We start from the raw sequence: 16102 nt of genomic DNA on the forward strand, positions 1-16102 counted from the left end.
TACTGGCGAAAAGCTGGATGTGGATTAAAAAACAGGATATGAGCGTTATATTGAAGTCTCAATTTTTTACAGCCGCCTTAATTGCTGTCGTGATTGTAGGGGTGCCAATCAGCCATGCAAAAAGCCCTGCCCAAGCTGACAAGGTGCTGAGGGTGGCATTTCCTGCACCTGATGATGGTTTTGATATGGTCAAAACCTCCAATTTTTATAGTGGTAATATTGCCGATGTAATTTTTGAAAGATTGCTTCAATATGATTACTTGGCAAATCCAGTCAAGCTAGTGCCTGCAACAGCTCAGAGCTTGCCAGTGATCGAAAAAAATGGGCAGGTCTATACCTTTAAAATCAAGCCAGGCATTTACTTTACTGATGATGCTGCATTTAAAGGTAAGCGTAGAGAGTTGGTTGCTGAAGACTATGTCTATGCGGTCAAACGTATTCTCGACCCAAAAAACCATGCGCCGTCTTTTTCCTTTATTGATAATAAATTGCTTGGTGCAAATGCGCTGGTTGAGCAAGTCAACAAGACGGGAAAATTTGATTATGATGCACCGATTGAGGGAGTAAAAGCCCTCGACAAATACACCATTCAATTTACCCTGACCCAGCCTGATTATAATTTCCCCTATATTCTTGCCTATAGCACCTTTGGCGCAATTGCTCGGGAAGTAGTTGAATATTATAAGGATCGTATTGGAGTGCATCCTGTGGGCACAGGGCCTTATATGTTAAGTAGATATGTGCCGCGCAGTAAGATTGAATTGGTCGCCAATCCTGATTATCGTGGCTTTACCTGGAATTTTAAATCCACAGGTACGGCTTGGGACAATCAACTAGTCAAGCAAATGAGTGGTAAGCAAATGCCACAAATTGGCAAAGTGACGGTCAGTATCATTGAAGAAGAACAGTCACGCTGGCTGGCATTTCAGTCCAAACAACTTGATTTTGATAGCTTAACTTCCAATGCCATTGCCAAAGCCTTAGATCAAAACAATCAACTGAATGCGGAGATGCAGAAAAAGGGTATTCGCCTGTATGCCAATAAGGAAGCAGAAGTCACCTACACCATGTTTAATATGCGTGATCCTGTGGTCGGTGGTAGTAGTCTGGATAAAATTGCATTAAGACGGGCGATTGCCATGTCATTGAATATGAATGAGTATATTCGTATTCTTCGTAAGGGGCAGGCGGTTAAGGCCGAAATGCTGGTACCTGCTGGCGTCAATGGCCATAATCCAGATTATCGTAGTAGCATTGGCTATAACCCTGTCTTGGCAAATAAGTTGCTGGATCACTTTGGCTATAAAAAGGCGGCAGATGGTTATCGTACTTTTCCAAATGGCAAGCCTTTAACCCTTAAAATTAATACTGAAAGTAGTTCGTCTTCTGTGATTTATTCAGAACTGTGGAAAAAGGGGCTGGATGCGATTGGCATTCGGGCAGATTTTAAGGTCAGTAATTTTGCCGACAACCTCAAGGCTGCTTTTCAATGTCAATATATGATGTGGGGCGGTGCATGGCATGCCGATTATCCAGAGGGAGAAAATTTTGCTCAACTACTTTATGGGGCGAATGTTGGGCGAGGGAATTTGTCCTGTTATCAATCCGCAGCCTATGATGCGCTGTATAAAAATGCAATGAAATTACCGCCTGATCAACGTATGCCGTTTTATGAAAAAATGAGCCGACAAATTGAAGCGGACAATCCGTGGGTACTACAAGATACCCGTATCCGTAACTGGGTCATTCAGCCTGAAATTCAGGGCTTTAAGGCACATCCGATTATGAATACCAATTGGCAATATCTGGATATTGTTCCAACACAAAAGAAATGATGTGAACACGTATGAAGCAGAATTTTAAACTTTCATTGCAGCAGTATGGGATGGCGGTCTTGCTTGGCACAATGTCGATTGGCATAAGCAATGGGACAATGGCAAAAAGTCCAGCCGATCCAGACAAGGTGTTGCGCTATGCCTTTCCTGTGGCGGAAACAGGTTTTGATCCTGCCGCAGTTCAGGATTTGTATTCAGCGCATGTACTGTATTCCATTTTCGATACCTTATATACCTATGATTATCTGGCTTCACCTGCCAGGCTGATTCCCAATGCTGCGGCTGCCTTGCCAGAAGTCAGTGCGGATGGCTTGACCTATACCATCCGTCTTAAAAAAGGGATTTATTTTTCTCCAGACCCTGTGTTTAAAGGCAAAGCCAGAGAACTCACGGCTGCTGATTATGCCTATTCCTTTAAGCGGTTGCTTGATCCGCAACTGCATTCACCGAGTAGCTGGTTATTTGAGGGGCGTATTGTTGGGATGGATGCTGCCATTCAACAGGCCAATAAAACAGGAAAATTCAATTATGATCAGCTGATTGCAGGCTTGCAAACCCCTGATCGTTATACGCTGGTGATTCGTTTAACCGAAACAAATCATAATTTTCCGATGTTGCTGGCACACCAGCCAACAGGGGCGGTGGCTCGTGAGGTGATTGAGAATTATCGGGACAAGGCGGGTTTTGTCATGGGGCATCCAATTGGCACAGGGCCTTATTTATTGGCTCGCTGGACACCTGCTTCACGGATTATTTTAAAAGCCAATCCTGACTATCGTGGCTTTGTCTGGGATTTTAAAGCCAGCAATCCTGAAGATCAGAAAATTGTCCAGCAAATGCAAGGCAAAAAGATGCCACAGATTGGTGTGGTGGATATTCAGGTGATTGAGGAAGCACAGTCGGGTTGGTTATCTTTTCAGAAAGATGGGCTGGATTTATTGACCTTAACAGGAGATTTGCCTGCTCAGGCACTCAAGGATGGTAAGTTAAAAGCTGAATTTGAGCAAAAGGGTATTCAACTTTCCCGTATTTCCGATCCCTCGATTGATTATTTATACTGGAATATCCAGAACCCTATAGTGGGGGGATTCAGTAAGGAAAAAATTGCCTTGCGTCGTGCGATGGCAATGGCACATTCACCTGAAAAAGACATTCAGATTTTAATGAAAGGTGATGCCAAGCGTTTGCAATTCCCCATTCCTTACGGCGTTGCAGGGCATGATCCAGACTATAAGGGCAGTGTTCCTTATTCGGTGAAAGCTGCCAATTTATTGCTGGATCGTTATCATTATAAAATTGGGGCGGATGGCTGGCGTACTTTACCGAATGGCAAGCCTCTGGTGATTGAGTTTATGCCATCCAGTAATAGCGCACGTAGTATGCAAATGGCTGAATTATTAAAGAAAGATTTAGCCAGTATTAAAGTGAATATGGTCTCCAAACCTGTGCCGTTTGCTGAGGGTTTAAAAGCAGAAAAGCAATGTAAAACCATGTTCAAGGGTTCTGCATGGATTGCGGATTATCCTGATGGGGATAATTTTATGCAGTTGTTTTATGGCAAAAATGTCAATGCCACCAATAATTCCTGTTTTAAGTTAGCTGAGTATGACCGTTTATATGAGCGGACATTAAAATTGTCAGATGGGCCTGAACGAGATCAGTTATATCGGAAGATGGCACGGCTTTTAGAGTTTTATTCGCCTGTGCAAATGATTTCCAGTCGTTATCGCAATGTCTTGGCTCAGCCGCGTGTGATTGGCTATAAAAAGCATCCGATTTTGCCTGCGGAATGGATGTATATTGATATTGAAGAAAGGAAGAAAAAGTAAAAACATTAGTCCTGAATTGGTTTTGCTATCGTGGAAGCGGCATGGATGCCGCCCGTTGGGCTGTGGTATCAGGGATGTACCATCAGCCCAACAAAGGATTTTTGCTTACTTTTCATCCTTGAAAAGTAAGGCGAGCCGCAGGCTAATGATGAAATTGGATGAGAACTCGGCAAGACACCGTTGTGATAAACATAAATGAGCTAGTATTGATTTAGATTCTGACAGTAAGAGTCTTTTAAAAATTAGTATTAGAGTGAATTGAACAGAATTGAAATGAATTGGAGAAAGCGTGTGGCAAAAAAGACATTAACGAATTTGGGGCTATGCTTTATTGGTCTTTGTGGGATGAATCAAGCGGTATGGGCAGAACCAGCACGCGCTACCTTACCTATTCTAAAACTCGCTGACCAGCCGCAATGGTGTGATGCCAGCATTCAAAAACTCCAACAACGAATCACCGAACTTGAAAAAAAACCAGTCAAAGCTGAGTCCAATGCTGCACCTGTTTTAGCAGAATGGGATGCCTTTATGGCGATGTTTGAGGACTTGACCAATCCGATCAGCTTATATCGTAATGTCTATCCTGATGCGAAATTTCGTCAGGCGGCAGATGACTGTATTGTGAAAATGGAACAGCTACAGACCGATTTATATCAGAATCCAAAACTCTATCAACGCATTAAAAATAGCAAAGCGACTGATCCAATTGATGTGAAATACCGTCAGGATATTTTAACTGACTTTGAAAATACAGGTGTGCAATTGTCATCTGCAAAAAGAACACGCCTAAAGGAAATCCGTAACCTGCAAACCCAACTTTCACAGCAATTTACCCGTAACATTAATGATAATCCTGAAAAACTGGAATTTACCCCAGATGAGTTAAAAGGCTTGCCAGAAAGCTATCTCGCCAATGCCAAGAAAAATGACAAGGGTAACTATTTGCTGGGTTTTGATTATCCTGCCTATCAGCCGTTTATGGAACTTTCTGAGAGTGATGCAGCACGTAAACGTTACCAGACTGCTTTTACCCGACGGGGGACAGAAAAGAATCTGGACTTGCTCAAACAGATTATTGACCTGCGTTATGAACAGGCACGGTTATTTGGTGAACCAAGCTATGCCGATCTCGCCTTAAAAAAACGCATGGCAAAAAATCCAAAAACGGTGAATGATTTCCTGAATAATATTTACCAGATTGTGACGCCACTTGAGCAAAAGGAGATGCAGGAGTTAAGGCAATTTAAGGCAAAAACACTGAATATTCCTTTGGAACAGGCAGAGATCACACGCTGGAACGTGGGTTATTGGACAGAAAAATTACGCAAGGATAAATATCAGATTGATCAGGAAAAAATGCGTGATTATTTCCCAACTTTAGCGGCACAGAAATGGTTATTTGCGATCTCATCAAATCTATATGGGATAGAATTTAAACCTGTCAAAGTGGATACATGGCAGGATGAAGTTGAATATTACGATGTGACCGACCAGAAAACTGGGCAATTGCTTGGCGGTTTGTATATGGATAAATTTCCGCGTGAGGGCAAATATGGACATGCGGCAGTGTGGGGCGTGTATGGCGGTAGCAGCCTGACAGGGCGTAAACCGATTTCAGTGTTGGTGACCAATTTTAATCGTAAGGGTTTAAATAGCAATGAGCTGGAAACCTTTGTACATGAGTTTGGACATGCCTTGCATGGCATTTTGTCCAATACCCGTTATGTAGGGCAGTCGGGTACGTCAGTTGAGCGTGACTTTGTTGAAGCACCATCGCAGATGTATGAAGAATGGGCGAGACGTAAAGAAACCTTGTCTAAAGTGGCAGACTATTGTGACCCAGCCTGCCCACGTATTGATGATGCGCTGATTGAGCGTTTAAATGCAGTACACAACTATGGACGTGGCGCACGTTATGCTCGCCAAACCCTGTATGCACAATATGATATGGCATTGCATGACAAAGACCCTCGCCAACTGCAACCATTGGATGTCTGGAAAAAAATGGAATCGGCAACCGCATTGGGCTATGTGGAAAATACCCAATTCCCAGGGCAATTCGGACATTTAATGGGCTATCAGGCGGGCTACTACGGCTACATGTGGTCTGAAGTATTGGCATTGGATATGTTATCTGCCTTTGGGGATAACCTGAATAATTCAGAAATTGGGCAACGTTATCGTCAAACGGTTTTGTCACAAGGCAGCCAGAAAAAAGCGGCTGAACTGGTGAAAGATTTTCTGGGTAGGGCGCCTGACAACAAGGCATTTCTGGATGAAATTACAGGACAACGAGTCAAATAAGGATGTGCCAAGATGTTTGCTTATGTCGTGCGTAGACTCTGGCAAATGATTCCAACCATGTTGGGTGTCATTTTGCTGATTTTTTTCCTGTTTAACTGGGTTGGTGGCGACCCTGCCTATATTCTGGCAGGCAAAATGTCTAATCCTGAACAGATTGAAAATATCCGTAAACAGTTGGGCGTGGATCAGCCTTATTACGTGCAACTCTGGATTTTCATTCAGCAAATCCTGACCTTTGACTATGGCGCAAGCTGGAGTACAGGTGAATCGGTATCGCAGATTATCTTGACCCGTTTGGGGCCATCACTGACCTTATTGGTTCCACTGGTGATTCTGCAAACCGTGATTTCGATTGTGTTGGCCTTGGCGGTGGCATCGGTACGTGGTTCCCTGACAGACCGTATGGTCATGATGCTGTGTACCATTGGCATGTCGATCAGTATTTTGGTCTATATCATTATCTTCCAGTATGTCTTGGCTTATCAGTTGGGCTGGTTTCCTGTGCAGGGCTGGAGTGACAGCTTTCGCGAAAATCTATTTTATTATTCCTTGTTGCCGATCCTGATTATGTTGGTGGTCAGCATTGCACCGACCTTACGCTTATATCGTAGCTTTGTACTGGATGAAATTCATCAGGACTATGTACGTACTGCCCGTGCTAAAGGTGTGCCTGAAACACGGGTTTTGGGCGTTCATGTATTGCGTAATGCCTCAATTCCGATTGTCACCGAAGTGATGGCAAGCTTGCCAGCTTTATTAATCGGTGCATTTTTGATTGAGCGTTTCTTTGGGATTCCAGGGATTGGACGGGAAATTATTATTGCGGTGGAACGTAGTGACTTTCCTGTAATTAAGGCGATTACAGTCTATATCGCTGCAATGACCATGATTTTTAACCTGATCGCCGATCTGATTTATAAGCTCCTCGATCCTCGTGTTCAGTTGAATTAGAGGAGAGCACAATGCTAAGTACAATTTTTAAAAGCAAAGCCTCTTCTGGCGAAGCAACGGCTGCAACAGGATTATGGCAACTGGCATTAAAGCGATTGAAGTCGGATCGTATTGCAGTGGTTTCCTTTATTGTCGTGCTGTTCTATTTCATCCTGCTGGCCTTGTCCATGACCGGTGTGATTGCATCGGACTGGAATAAGGAAGTGGCGGTCAGTTATGCACCACCTACTTTTTTAGGTGCCGATGCCGATCCCTCGTCAACTGGGGAAGCGGCGAAGCTTAACGAAACGCTGCCAGAAAATCCGGTAGACCCATTAAAAGATGTCATCCGCCAGCTCAACAGCGAGATCCAGAATGAACAGCAAGGCGGTTATGTGGATCATTATGGCGTGGTGGATCCTTTGGCGGAAGATATGCAGCAAATTGATCAGCAACTGGGTGGGCATTTGCTTGAACAAAAGCAGGAGTTAAAAACCACCTTGCCATTTGGGGCCGATAAATGGGGGCAGGATATCCTATTGAAAACCATTAAAGGGGCGGAAACGTCGATTCTGGTCGGTTTGTTGTCGGCGCTGCTGGCCGTGGTGATCGGGACTTTTCTGGGGGCAATTGCAGGTTATTTTGGCGGTTGGGTTGATGATATTCTGAACTGGTTTTATAACATTTTCACCTCGATTCCTTATTTGTTGCTGGTCCTGGCGATTGCCGCAGTACTCCAGCAAAAAGGGATTCTGTCGATTGTACTTATTCTCGGTTTGACGGGCTGGACTGGGGTATTTCGTCTGATACGTGCCGAATATATGAAGCATACATCCCGTGAATATGTGTTGGCAGCCAAAGCCATTGGCGTCAGCAATATGCGCCGTATGTTTGTACATATTTTCCCTAATGTCAGTCATATTGCACTGGTGCAGATTTCAATTCTGGTGGTGTCTTTCATCAAATCTGAAGTCATCCTTAGTTTTCTGGGTTTTGGGGTGCCTGTGGGTGTGGTGTCGTGGGGCAGTATGCTCAATGAAGCACAAAGCGAATTGATTTTGGGGAAATGGTGGCAACTGGCTGCGGCTTCGATTGCAATGGCCGTTTTGGTCACAGCATTTTCAATGTTTACTGATGCATTGCGTGATGCACTTGATCCTAAACTGAAATAGCGGAGAAATCAGATGCAAAATAATCATGAAACGCCGTTATTAAATGTCGAAAATCTTCATATCAGTTTTAAGGGTAAAAATAAGCAGTGGATTGAAACGGTCAAGGGCATTTCACTTAATATTCCAAAAAATAAAACGGTTGCTTTGGTCGGTGAGTCGGGTAGTGGCAAATCCGTGACTTCATTGGCGATTATGGGTTTATTGCCCAAAGGGCAGAGCCAGATTGCCAATCAAAGCAAGATCAGCTTTGAGAGCAAGGATTTACTTAATTTATCCGCAAAGGAAATCCGCCAGATTTGCGGCAAAGACATTGCCATGATTTTTCAGGAACCGATGTCCTCACTCAATCCTGTATTTACAGTCGGTGACCAGATTGCCGAAGTGCTCAGGATTCATTTAGGTATGAATCGTAAACAGGCAAGAAGCCGAGTGTTGGAATTGTTACATGAGGTCGGCATTCCATCACCTGAAAGCAGGATTGATGCCTATCCAAGCCAGCTTTCAGGCGGTCAGCAGCAACGGGTGATGATTGCAATGGCAATTGCCTGTAAACCAAAACTTCTGATTGCTGATGAACCGACCACGGCACTGGATGTGACCATTCAAAAACAAATCATTGACCTATTGGAATCATTGCGGCAACGTCACCAAATGTCGATGCTGTTTATTACCCATGATCTGGCTTTAGTCGGTGAAATCGCTGATGAAGTGATTGTAATGCGTCATGGCGAAATCCGTGAAGCAGGTAAGGCTGAACAGGTGTTGCAACAACCTAAAGATGTTTATACCCGTGCCTTGTTGCATTGCCGTCCACAATTGTCATCCCGTCCATATCGTTTACCCGTGACCAGTGATTTTATGAAGCAGGACGAAAATGGACAATTGATTGAAGCAACCAATTTGTCCGAATTAAATCTGAAACAGCGTGTCCGTGGTTTGTCTGGTGATGAACCGATTGTGCTTGATGTTAAAGATCTGAAAAAGTCGTTTTATAGCCGTAAAGGACTATGGGGCAAAGATGAGTTTCAGGCGGTCAAAGGTGTATCTTTTCAATTGGCGAAAGGAAAGACTTTGGGCTTGGTCGGTGAATCGGGTTCAGGCAAAACCACGATTGGTCTATTGCTGATGCGATTGCATCAAGCCACAGGTGGACAAGCCTTGATTGGTGGCAAAGATATTCTGTCCATGACTGAAAAAGAATTCTCCCAGTATCAGCGCAAGATTCAGATCATCTTCCAGAATCCCTATGCGTCACTCAATCCCCGTTTTACCATTGGGCAGATTTTACTTGAGCCGATGCGGATTCATGGCATTGGGCAAAATGATGCAGAACGTAAAAAGATGGCTTTGGGGCTACTGGAAAAAGTCAGTTTACCTGTAGATGCCTATGACCGTTATCCGCATGAATTTTCTGGTGGACAACGCCAGCGAATCGCGATTGCCCGTTGCCTCACCTTAAAGCCAGAAATTTTAATCTGTGATGAGTCGGTTTCTGCGCTGGATGTGTCGGTACAAGCGCAGGTGCTGAATCTGTTGCAGGATTTACAGGACGAATTTGGACTGAGTTATATTTTCATTTCACATGATTTATCGGTGGTGAAATATATTTCAGATCAGGTCATGGTGATGAATCATGGTGAAGTGGTAGAAATTGCCAATTCGGATGAACTGTATTTGCATCCGCAGCATGAATATACCAAGAAGTTGCTTAATGCGATTCCGCAGGGGGATGGGTAGTTGAAAACTACCAGATGATAAAATCTTTAGCTTGGCTAGCATGAATAATTGAATCACAACTGATCAGTGTAGCATTTAATAAATAGCTCTCAGTTGTGATCAACCGATCAAAAATATCTGGAATGTCCGTAAATTTTTGACTGGCGAGAATAATGTCCTGATCCAATATGCTAAATGAATATGCTGGATGCTGCTGAATTGTAGATACTAAAATTGGAATATGTTCAGCTTTAAATCCAACTACTCTTTGTTTTTGAGCGATCATACTGACTTCGGCAAGTACAACCGCAGGGATAATAATATTTACCTGTTGGTTTTGATCTGCCTGTTCAAGGATTAGTTTAGCATGGTGTCCTAATTTTTCAGGCTTAAACAATTGCCATATCCATGCATGGGTATCTAATACATAAGTTTTCATGACCGCTTTAGAGTGTATCAGATAAAAGTTTTAGGGAATTTTGACGTTCACATTTCAATTGAGCAACTTCCTTATCCAGTTCAGTATCATCCACATTTAAATGTGCAAATAATCCTGTAATCTTGGGGAGTTCTGGAGACTGTGGTTTAATCTGTTCAATAAATTCTAAAACTTTATGTAAATGCGCATCATCGAGTTGATGCAGTTGTTCAATTATATTTTGTTCGAGACGAGCATTCATGGTACTTGCTCCTTTTTAGGGATGACTATACTTTGATCATAAAATAAAAAGATAGAATGAACAATATACCGTAATTTTTCGGATATAGAAAAGTAAGATGCAAGGTCATCAACCCTGCATCTTTTTTCAATTAAAACTTCTTAAAGCCTTTGTTGAAACCAATGGTTTTACGACCATTGTTGCTATTATTACCGTTATTACTAGAACGCTGCGGGTCTTGCTGTTCATCATCACGGCGCTGTTGACGTAGATAACCGCCACGACGTGCAGCCAATGGCTTCTCCGCCATTTTTTCAGTACGGCGTTTTGCCATACCAAACAAGCCTGTACCCTGGCGTGGCTTCAGCTCAACTGATTTTGCCAAGTTGTCAATGTCAGTCTTATCCAGTTCCATCCAGCGGCCTGTACGCAACTCACGTGGCAAGATCACCGTACCGTAACGGGTACGCAATAAGCGGCTGACTTTTAGGCCTTGCGATTCAAAGATGCGACGCACCTCACGGTTGCGGCCTTCTTTCACCACCACCTGATACCAGCGGTTGATGCCATCGCCCCCAATTTCAGAGAATGACTCAAACTTGGCAGGGCCATCTTCAAGTTCAACACCCTTGAGCATGTTGTTACGGATTTGTGGGGTCACTTCACCCATCACACGCACCGCATATTCACGTTCAACTTCGTTGGATGGATGCATCAGGCGATTAGCAAGCTCACCATCGTTAGTGAATAACAACAAGCCTGTACTGTTAATATCCAGACGACCTACCATCACCCAGCGGTCATTGGCAATTTGAGGCAAATGATCAAATACGGTAGGACGCTTTTCAGGGTCATTGCGCGAGCAGATCTCACCCTCTGGCTTATAGTAAATCAAGACACGACGACGAATTTCATCTTCAATCTGGAACTGCACCTTACGGCCGTCAATACGCAGTTCATCGGTTGGTTCGATACGCTCACCCACCTGGGCAATACGACCATTGATGCTGACACGGCCAGCAGCAATTACCTCTTCCATATAACGACGTGAGCCTAACCCGACTCTCGCCAACACCTTTTGTAGTTTTTCACTCATGACAGCACAACCTTAGACATAATGATCAACAGTTCACCTCTCAAGACTTCGGTGCATGTGCATCGAGAGCCATGAATGCTTCCTTGGCGTTCTGTAGGGGAGGCAATTGATTTAATGACACTAAACCAAAAGCATTTAAAAATTGGGGCGTTGTAATCAACAACGCAGGTCTTCCAGGCAAATCCCTGAAACCAGCTTCTTTAATCCAGTTCCAGTCAAATAAATTTCTTAAAATCTGGCTATTATTCGATACACCACGAATCTGTTCAATATCGGCACGCGTGACAGGCTGATGATACGCAATCACGGCGACTGTTTCGAGTAACGAGGGCGACAGCTTGGTTGGGCGTTCAGGCCAAACCTGGGCAATAATATTACGGTACTTTGCCCGCACCTGAAAACGAAAGCCCTGTGCCGTTTCAATCAGTTCAATTGAACGGCCATGCTGCAACATGGCAAGCTGCTGCAAGAATGTACGTAACTGTTGCTTATTATATTGGTTTTGAAAGGCTTCTTTTAGCCGTGCAAGCGAGACTGGTGAGTCACTGGCAAACAAGATTGCCTCGATCTGCAATAAAACGTCGTGATGAATGTCTTCAAGTGACATTCCCTCATTCGTGTCAAACTGATCTAAACTCATGCGGCAATCCCCTGAACAGTCAGTGGGGCTTCAATGCCTGTATGGATAATCTGGATTTTTTGCTGACGTGTCAGTTCCAGCACCGCCATAAAGGTCACCACCATGCCCATACGACCCTGCTTGGGATTGAGCAGTTCAATAAAACTTAAGTTTTCACCAGATGCAAGCTGGTTTTCAATATAGGCCATACGCTCTTCAAGCAATACAGGTTCTTGTGCAACCACATGGGTGATGGGTTCAGGACGGTTAAAGATACAGAATAATGCGTCACGCAGGGCATCGACATCATAACCCTCGTAGATTGGGGCAATATGACCAATACTGACATTGGTACTAAAGGTATCCCGCTCAAAAATTGGCATTTGCCCCAGACGTTCAGCCGCCTGTTTAATGCGTAAATAGGTTTCCAGACGGTCAATCAGTTCCTGTTTAGGGTCTTTCTCAAATTGATCAACAACCTTGGGTTTAGGAAGTAATAAACGTGATTTTAAGTCGGCGAGTAGCGCTGCCATCACCATATAATCCGCAGTCAGCTCAATATTCAGCGACTTCATGCTGTCCATATAGGAAAGATATTGGGTCGCGATTGGGGAGATGTCGAGCTGCAATAAATCAAAACCATTTTTTTGAATCAGGTAAATCAGAAAATCCAGGGGGCCCTCAAATTGCTCAAGCAAGATTTCAAACGCAGCAGGTGGTATGTACAAATCTTCGGGTATAGTCTCCTGCCACTCGTCAAGCACGCGAATGGATGGAGTAGGCTCCAGAACTGAGGGGAGAGTTTGATTCATTACCGTTATAAGCCACGCGAATTTTCAAAAGCATGAAAGATATAATTTTGTGTGCAAGGACGACACAATGCTACCAAGAGCTTGGCTATTCTAATCGAAATAGCAAATTTAATAAATTACTCACTTACAAAAACCTTAAAGTTCTCAGGGTATTTTTTATTGTGATGCAATTTCACCTCGAACAGAGCTAAACCTATGTTTAAATGGGTTTCCAAAAAGACTTTAATTAAACGATAACAGCCAATGAGAAATTATTTAAAAACACAACAGAATCAGTTTGGGCAAATGACTGGTTCTTCACTTGAGGAAAATGTGACTGCTTCTACTGTTCAGGGTGATATATCGGGACGATATGTCAAGCTGGTCGATGTGGCTCATGGCATAACAGATCAGGCGGCAGGGCAGTTATGGGAAGCGGTATCAACTGAACCTGATGAACGATGCTGGACCTATCTGCCTTATTCCGCACCACAGAGCCAGCAAAGCCTAAAAGATTCATTACAAAATTTATTTGGCTTCAAGGATTCCAGCCACTTTTTGATTGAGGTTGCTGGAGAGGTACAGGGTTGGGTTGCCTTGTTAAATCCCAGACTTGCACATGGTGCGGTTGAAATTGGCAATGTGTACTTTTCGCATAAGATGAAGCAATCCAGCGCAGCCACAGAAACCATCTTTTTATTGTTACAGCAATGTCTTAACAATGGTTTTAGACGTGTTGAATGGAAGTGTGATGATTGTAATGAACCGTCAAAGACAGCGGCTTTACGGTTTGGTTTTCAATACGAGGGATTGTTTCGTCAGGACCGCATTATTAAAGGACGAAATCGTAATACGGCATGGTTCTCAATGATTGATGATGAATGGCCAGAATTAGCGCATGCTTACCAGCAATGGTTAAGTCCAGAAAATTTTGATCAGCAGGGTGTTCAGAAACAGCGGTTATCTGAATTGACCTCTAGGCTAGGATAAAAATTCATAGCCTATCATCATTGTAATTGAAAGAATTCCACCCAAAATGCAGCACAGTTTAAGAAAAACTGGAAAATGCTTCCAGGGTAACTGTGCTGTTCCATAAAGATACAAACTCTCTTTTCTGGAAATAGGATGAAATAATAAGCCAATCCCTAGCATTAGCATAAAAGGCAATATAAAACTAATTTGAAATAATGCCTCAGGTGGATTCTGATAAATACTAAATAGACATCTACCCGAAATAAGAACAATCACACAGGCAATTACACGGGTTTGTTGTCGAGATTTAAAAAATTGGGCATCTGAAGCATATTGATCAATCACAGGGTGGAATACTGCTGGATCAGGTTGAGTTTGTTGCAGTATTTTTATTGCATTCAAAATTTGATAATAGTTTTTAGACTGACCATAAGCTGCAATACAACCCCATGTGAACATTAAACTAACAAGGGCATAGCTGAACAGGCTTAAATCAGGAATCAGTGCCCATGCCATTAATGCAGAGATAAGGGTAAGAAAACCGCATAAAAATGTAATCGTTGAGAACTGGGCAATTTTAGAACGTAACCCAAGGCAGATAATACGTTTTCGGGATTCGAAAGTGGGCGCATCTGCACCAAGTGGTAATTTCCCTGACAATTTATCAATAAAAATATCAAGACTGCCATCAGTACGGTCTTGGCCCACACCAAATTGAATGATCTGTTCTAATGTTGCAATGTGTTGCTGCGTGTCACCGTTTTTCATACATATATGTCATTTTTGTTTTTGACACTAGCATAAGAAAAATTATTGATTCGTCAATACATTCAACTCAGCGTATCAATATAAGTTGACTTCAATCTCAATAAGGTTTGATAAAGTTTTCTAAATAAAAAATTGTAAATCATCTTATATTTTCATCAATTTATTGTTTTTGAACCTTTTATCGGAAAAAGAGTTTATTTTACTATTGGAATTATTATTTTATTGAATTTTATAAATATTTATAAATAATAACGCTATATTCTATTTTATGTATTTATAGACTAAATAATGAAAATATGGGGAAAAATATGAATGTTAAATTTGTTGTAGTGGGGCTTCTGATTATTGGTGGATTATTCTATGGAACAGAAAAATACTGGCAGCATGAATTTGAGGAGACAGCACGAAATGGTCTAAAAAACTTTTCATATACACCAGAAATGAAAGATGCCATGAAAGACTTACCTATTAAGGCTGATATTCTCAATCAATATCCTAACCTGTTTTTTTACGTTGATTTTACTCAAGAGATTCCAGCACAGGCAGAAGCGATAATTAAGACTAAACTTATGGAAAATAGCCAGAGAATAGCTTGCCAGGTTTTTTCGAGGCTTCCTGAAAAAGAGGATAAAGATAAGGCAAAAGCTATTGTAAATGTTATAGAAGAAGATAATGTTGCCATGACCTATATCGTAAAAGCTCGTTTTGGAAAGGTTTTAATGGAACATAAACAGGTGCTTACACAATGTCCTGAATTTCAGCTACTTAAACAAAGTGTGTCTTAGGATTTTTCTCAGACTGAAATATTGAGAATTACAGGGTTAGGAATCTGAATTGACATGAAAAATGTAATGATCGTTATTGCGATATTGATGATATTTTGGCAAGTCATCTATCCCAAATATCAGTCTTATAAATATGAAAAACAGGCTAGAGAATATTTAAAAACAACTTGGTCTGATGATACAAAAAAGGAAATTGCATCTAGGCAGCCACCAGGTTTGCAAATTGATCTTTTAAATCAATATCCCAATATTCGTATTTATCAAAACTTTTTAGTTAATGTTGTGGCTATTCCTGAATTGTTAAATAAACAAACATTCCAAAAGGCTTGGTGTAGTCAATTGAATGGATTGACAGCGATGGAGATTAAGCCACGTTTGGCGATGTTAAATGTATTGGAGCAAGATAAAGTCACTTTTTATTTAATAACCAAGGATAAATTTGGAAAGGAAATATTTTCTTTTCAGCAAAGAATTTCAGCCTGTCCTAATTTTGATAAAATTCGGACTGCAAAACAGGGTGAAATCATTGAAGAACCTAGAGAAGTGACTCGTGTGCCAAGCGCTGCTCCAGCGGTTGAAAGTTCTTCAAGTGAGCGGGCTGCATCGCTTCACTAAGTGACATGTTC

At 42.3% G+C, this 16102-nt stretch carries 15 protein-coding genes; 9 read left to right on the forward strand and 6 right to left on the reverse strand.

From position 1 onward, the window contains the following. Window positions 1–38 precede the first annotated feature (38 nt). The 6 genes from QTA56_RS06515 (at window position 39) to QTA56_RS06540 (ending at window position 9807) form a co-directional block, all read left to right on the forward strand. Window positions 39–1835 (forward strand): ABC transporter substrate-binding protein, encoded by a 1797-nt coding sequence (locus tag QTA56_RS06515; RefSeq protein ID WP_411956082.1) that lies wholly within the window; start codon window positions 39–41, stop codon window positions 1833–1835. Window positions 1836–1846: 11 nt separating this feature from the next. After that, a complete protein-coding gene (locus QTA56_RS06520) occupies window positions 1847–3664 on the forward strand; it encodes an ABC transporter substrate-binding protein (protein ID WP_267980151.1) in 1818 nt (605 codons plus the stop codon). Window positions 3665–4009: 345 nt separating this feature from the next. Beyond that, a complete protein-coding gene (locus QTA56_RS06525) occupies window positions 4010–5968 on the forward strand; it encodes a M3 family metallopeptidase (RefSeq protein WP_411956086.1) in 1959 nt (652 codons plus the stop codon). Between the two features lie 12 nt (window positions 5969–5980). Beyond that, the gene (locus QTA56_RS06530; RefSeq protein WP_267980153.1) at window positions 5981–6919 is read left to right on the forward strand and encodes an ABC transporter permease; all 939 of its coding nucleotides are present in this window, start codon (window positions 5981–5983) and stop codon (window positions 6917–6919) included. Between the two features lie 11 nt (window positions 6920–6930). Further along, a complete protein-coding gene (locus QTA56_RS06535) occupies window positions 6931–8070 on the forward strand; it encodes an ABC transporter permease (protein ID WP_267980154.1) in 1140 nt (379 codons plus the stop codon). 12 nt (window positions 8071–8082) lie between these two features. After that, window positions 8083–9807, forward strand: a complete 1725-nt coding sequence (locus QTA56_RS06540; protein ID WP_267980155.1) for an ABC transporter ATP-binding protein — start codon at window positions 8083–8085, stop codon at window positions 9805–9807. A 7-nt stretch (window positions 9808–9814) separates the two neighbouring features. On the opposite strand, the gene QTA56_RS06545 is transcribed toward QTA56_RS06540, so the two are convergent. The 5 genes from QTA56_RS06545 to QTA56_RS06565 all read right to left on the reverse strand — a co-directional run bounded on the left by QTA56_RS06545 (window position 9815) and on the right by QTA56_RS06565 (window position 12972). Continuing rightward, entirely contained in the window at window positions 9815–10225 is a 411-nt protein-coding gene (locus QTA56_RS06545) for a type II toxin-antitoxin system VapC family toxin (protein WP_267980156.1), read from the reverse strand. Window positions 10226–10232: 7 nt separating this feature from the next. Beyond that, entirely contained in the window at window positions 10233–10466 is a 234-nt protein-coding gene (locus QTA56_RS06550; RefSeq protein WP_267980157.1) for a hypothetical protein, read from the reverse strand. A 130-nt stretch (window positions 10467–10596) separates the two neighbouring features. Continuing rightward, window positions 10597–11541, reverse strand: coding sequence for a 23S rRNA pseudouridine(2605) synthase RluB (gene rluB / locus QTA56_RS06555; RefSeq protein WP_267980158.1), 945 nt, complete (start codon window positions 11539–11541; stop codon window positions 10597–10599). Window positions 11542–11581: 40 nt separating this feature from the next. Beyond that, window positions 11582–12181, reverse strand: a complete 600-nt coding sequence (scpB, locus tag QTA56_RS06560) for an SMC-Scp complex subunit ScpB (RefSeq protein WP_267980159.1) — start codon at window positions 12179–12181, stop codon at window positions 11582–11584. Beyond that, a complete protein-coding gene (locus QTA56_RS06565) occupies window positions 12178–12972 on the reverse strand; it encodes a segregation and condensation protein A (protein ID WP_267980160.1) in 795 nt (264 codons plus the stop codon). The genes scpB and QTA56_RS06565 overlap by 4 nt, the downstream gene beginning before the upstream one ends. A gap of 243 nt (window positions 12973–13215) precedes the next feature. Between QTA56_RS06565 and QTA56_RS06570 the strand changes: the two genes are divergently transcribed. After that, a complete protein-coding gene (locus QTA56_RS06570) occupies window positions 13216–13941 on the forward strand; it encodes a GNAT family N-acetyltransferase (protein ID WP_267980161.1) in 726 nt (241 codons plus the stop codon). Here the strand turns inward: QTA56_RS06570 and QTA56_RS06575 are convergent. Continuing rightward, a complete protein-coding gene (locus tag QTA56_RS06575; protein ID WP_267980162.1) occupies window positions 13933–14691 on the reverse strand; it encodes a hypothetical protein in 759 nt (252 codons plus the stop codon). The genes QTA56_RS06570 and QTA56_RS06575 overlap by 9 nt on opposite strands. 308 nt (window positions 14692–14999) lie before the next feature. On the opposite strand from QTA56_RS06575, the gene QTA56_RS06580 reads away from it, so the two are divergent. Continuing rightward, a complete protein-coding gene (locus QTA56_RS06580) occupies window positions 15000–15476 on the forward strand; it encodes a hypothetical protein (protein WP_267980163.1) in 477 nt (158 codons plus the stop codon). A 54-nt stretch (window positions 15477–15530) separates the two neighbouring features. Continuing rightward, window positions 15531–16091, forward strand: coding sequence for a hypothetical protein (locus QTA56_RS06585; protein ID WP_267980164.1), 561 nt, complete (start codon window positions 15531–15533; stop codon window positions 16089–16091). The last annotated feature ends 11 nt before the right edge of the window (window positions 16092–16102 follow it).

It is taken from the genome of Acinetobacter thutiue, assembly GCF_030385805.1.
Classification (GTDB): Bacteria; Pseudomonadota; Gammaproteobacteria; order Pseudomonadales; family Moraxellaceae; genus Acinetobacter; species Acinetobacter corruptisaponis.

Coding starts and splice junctions, on each gene's coding strand:
- QTA56_RS06515 (WP_411956082.1), top strand. CDS start 39: ATGAGCGTTATATTGAAGTCTCAATTTTTTACAGCCGCCTTAATTGCT.
- QTA56_RS06520 (WP_267980151.1), top strand. CDS start 1,847: ATGAAGCAGAATTTTAAACTTTCATTGCAGCAGTATGGGATGGCGGTC.
- QTA56_RS06525 (WP_411956086.1), top strand. CDS start 4,010: ATGAATCAAGCGGTATGGGCAGAACCAGCACGCGCTACCTTACCTATT.
- QTA56_RS06530 (WP_267980153.1), top strand. CDS start 5,981: ATGTTTGCTTATGTCGTGCGTAGACTCTGGCAAATGATTCCAACCATG.
- QTA56_RS06535 (WP_267980154.1), top strand. CDS start 6,931: ATGCTAAGTACAATTTTTAAAAGCAAAGCCTCTTCTGGCGAAGCAACG.
- QTA56_RS06540 (WP_267980155.1), top strand. CDS start 8,083: ATGCAAAATAATCATGAAACGCCGTTATTAAATGTCGAAAATCTTCAT.
- QTA56_RS06545 (WP_267980156.1), bottom strand. CDS start 10,225: ATGAAAACTTATGTATTAGATACCCATGCATGGATATGGCAATTGTTT.
- QTA56_RS06550 (WP_267980157.1), bottom strand. CDS start 10,466: ATGAATGCTCGTCTCGAACAAAATATAATTGAACAACTGCATCAACTC.
- rluB (WP_267980158.1), bottom strand. CDS start 11,541: ATGAGTGAAAAACTACAAAAGGTGTTGGCGAGAGTCGGGTTAGGCTCA.
- scpB (WP_267980159.1), bottom strand. CDS start 12,181: ATGAGTTTAGATCAGTTTGACACGAATGAGGGAATGTCACTTGAAGAC.
- QTA56_RS06565 (WP_267980160.1), bottom strand. CDS start 12,972: ATGAATCAAACTCTCCCCTCAGTTCTGGAGCCTACTCCATCCATTCGC.
- QTA56_RS06570 (WP_267980161.1), top strand. CDS start 13,216: ATGAGAAATTATTTAAAAACACAACAGAATCAGTTTGGGCAAATGACT.
- QTA56_RS06575 (WP_267980162.1), bottom strand. CDS start 14,691: ATGAAAAACGGTGACACGCAGCAACACATTGCAACATTAGAACAGATC.
- QTA56_RS06580 (WP_267980163.1), top strand. CDS start 15,000: ATGAATGTTAAATTTGTTGTAGTGGGGCTTCTGATTATTGGTGGATTA.
- QTA56_RS06585 (WP_267980164.1), top strand. CDS start 15,531: ATGAAAAATGTAATGATCGTTATTGCGATATTGATGATATTTTGGCAA.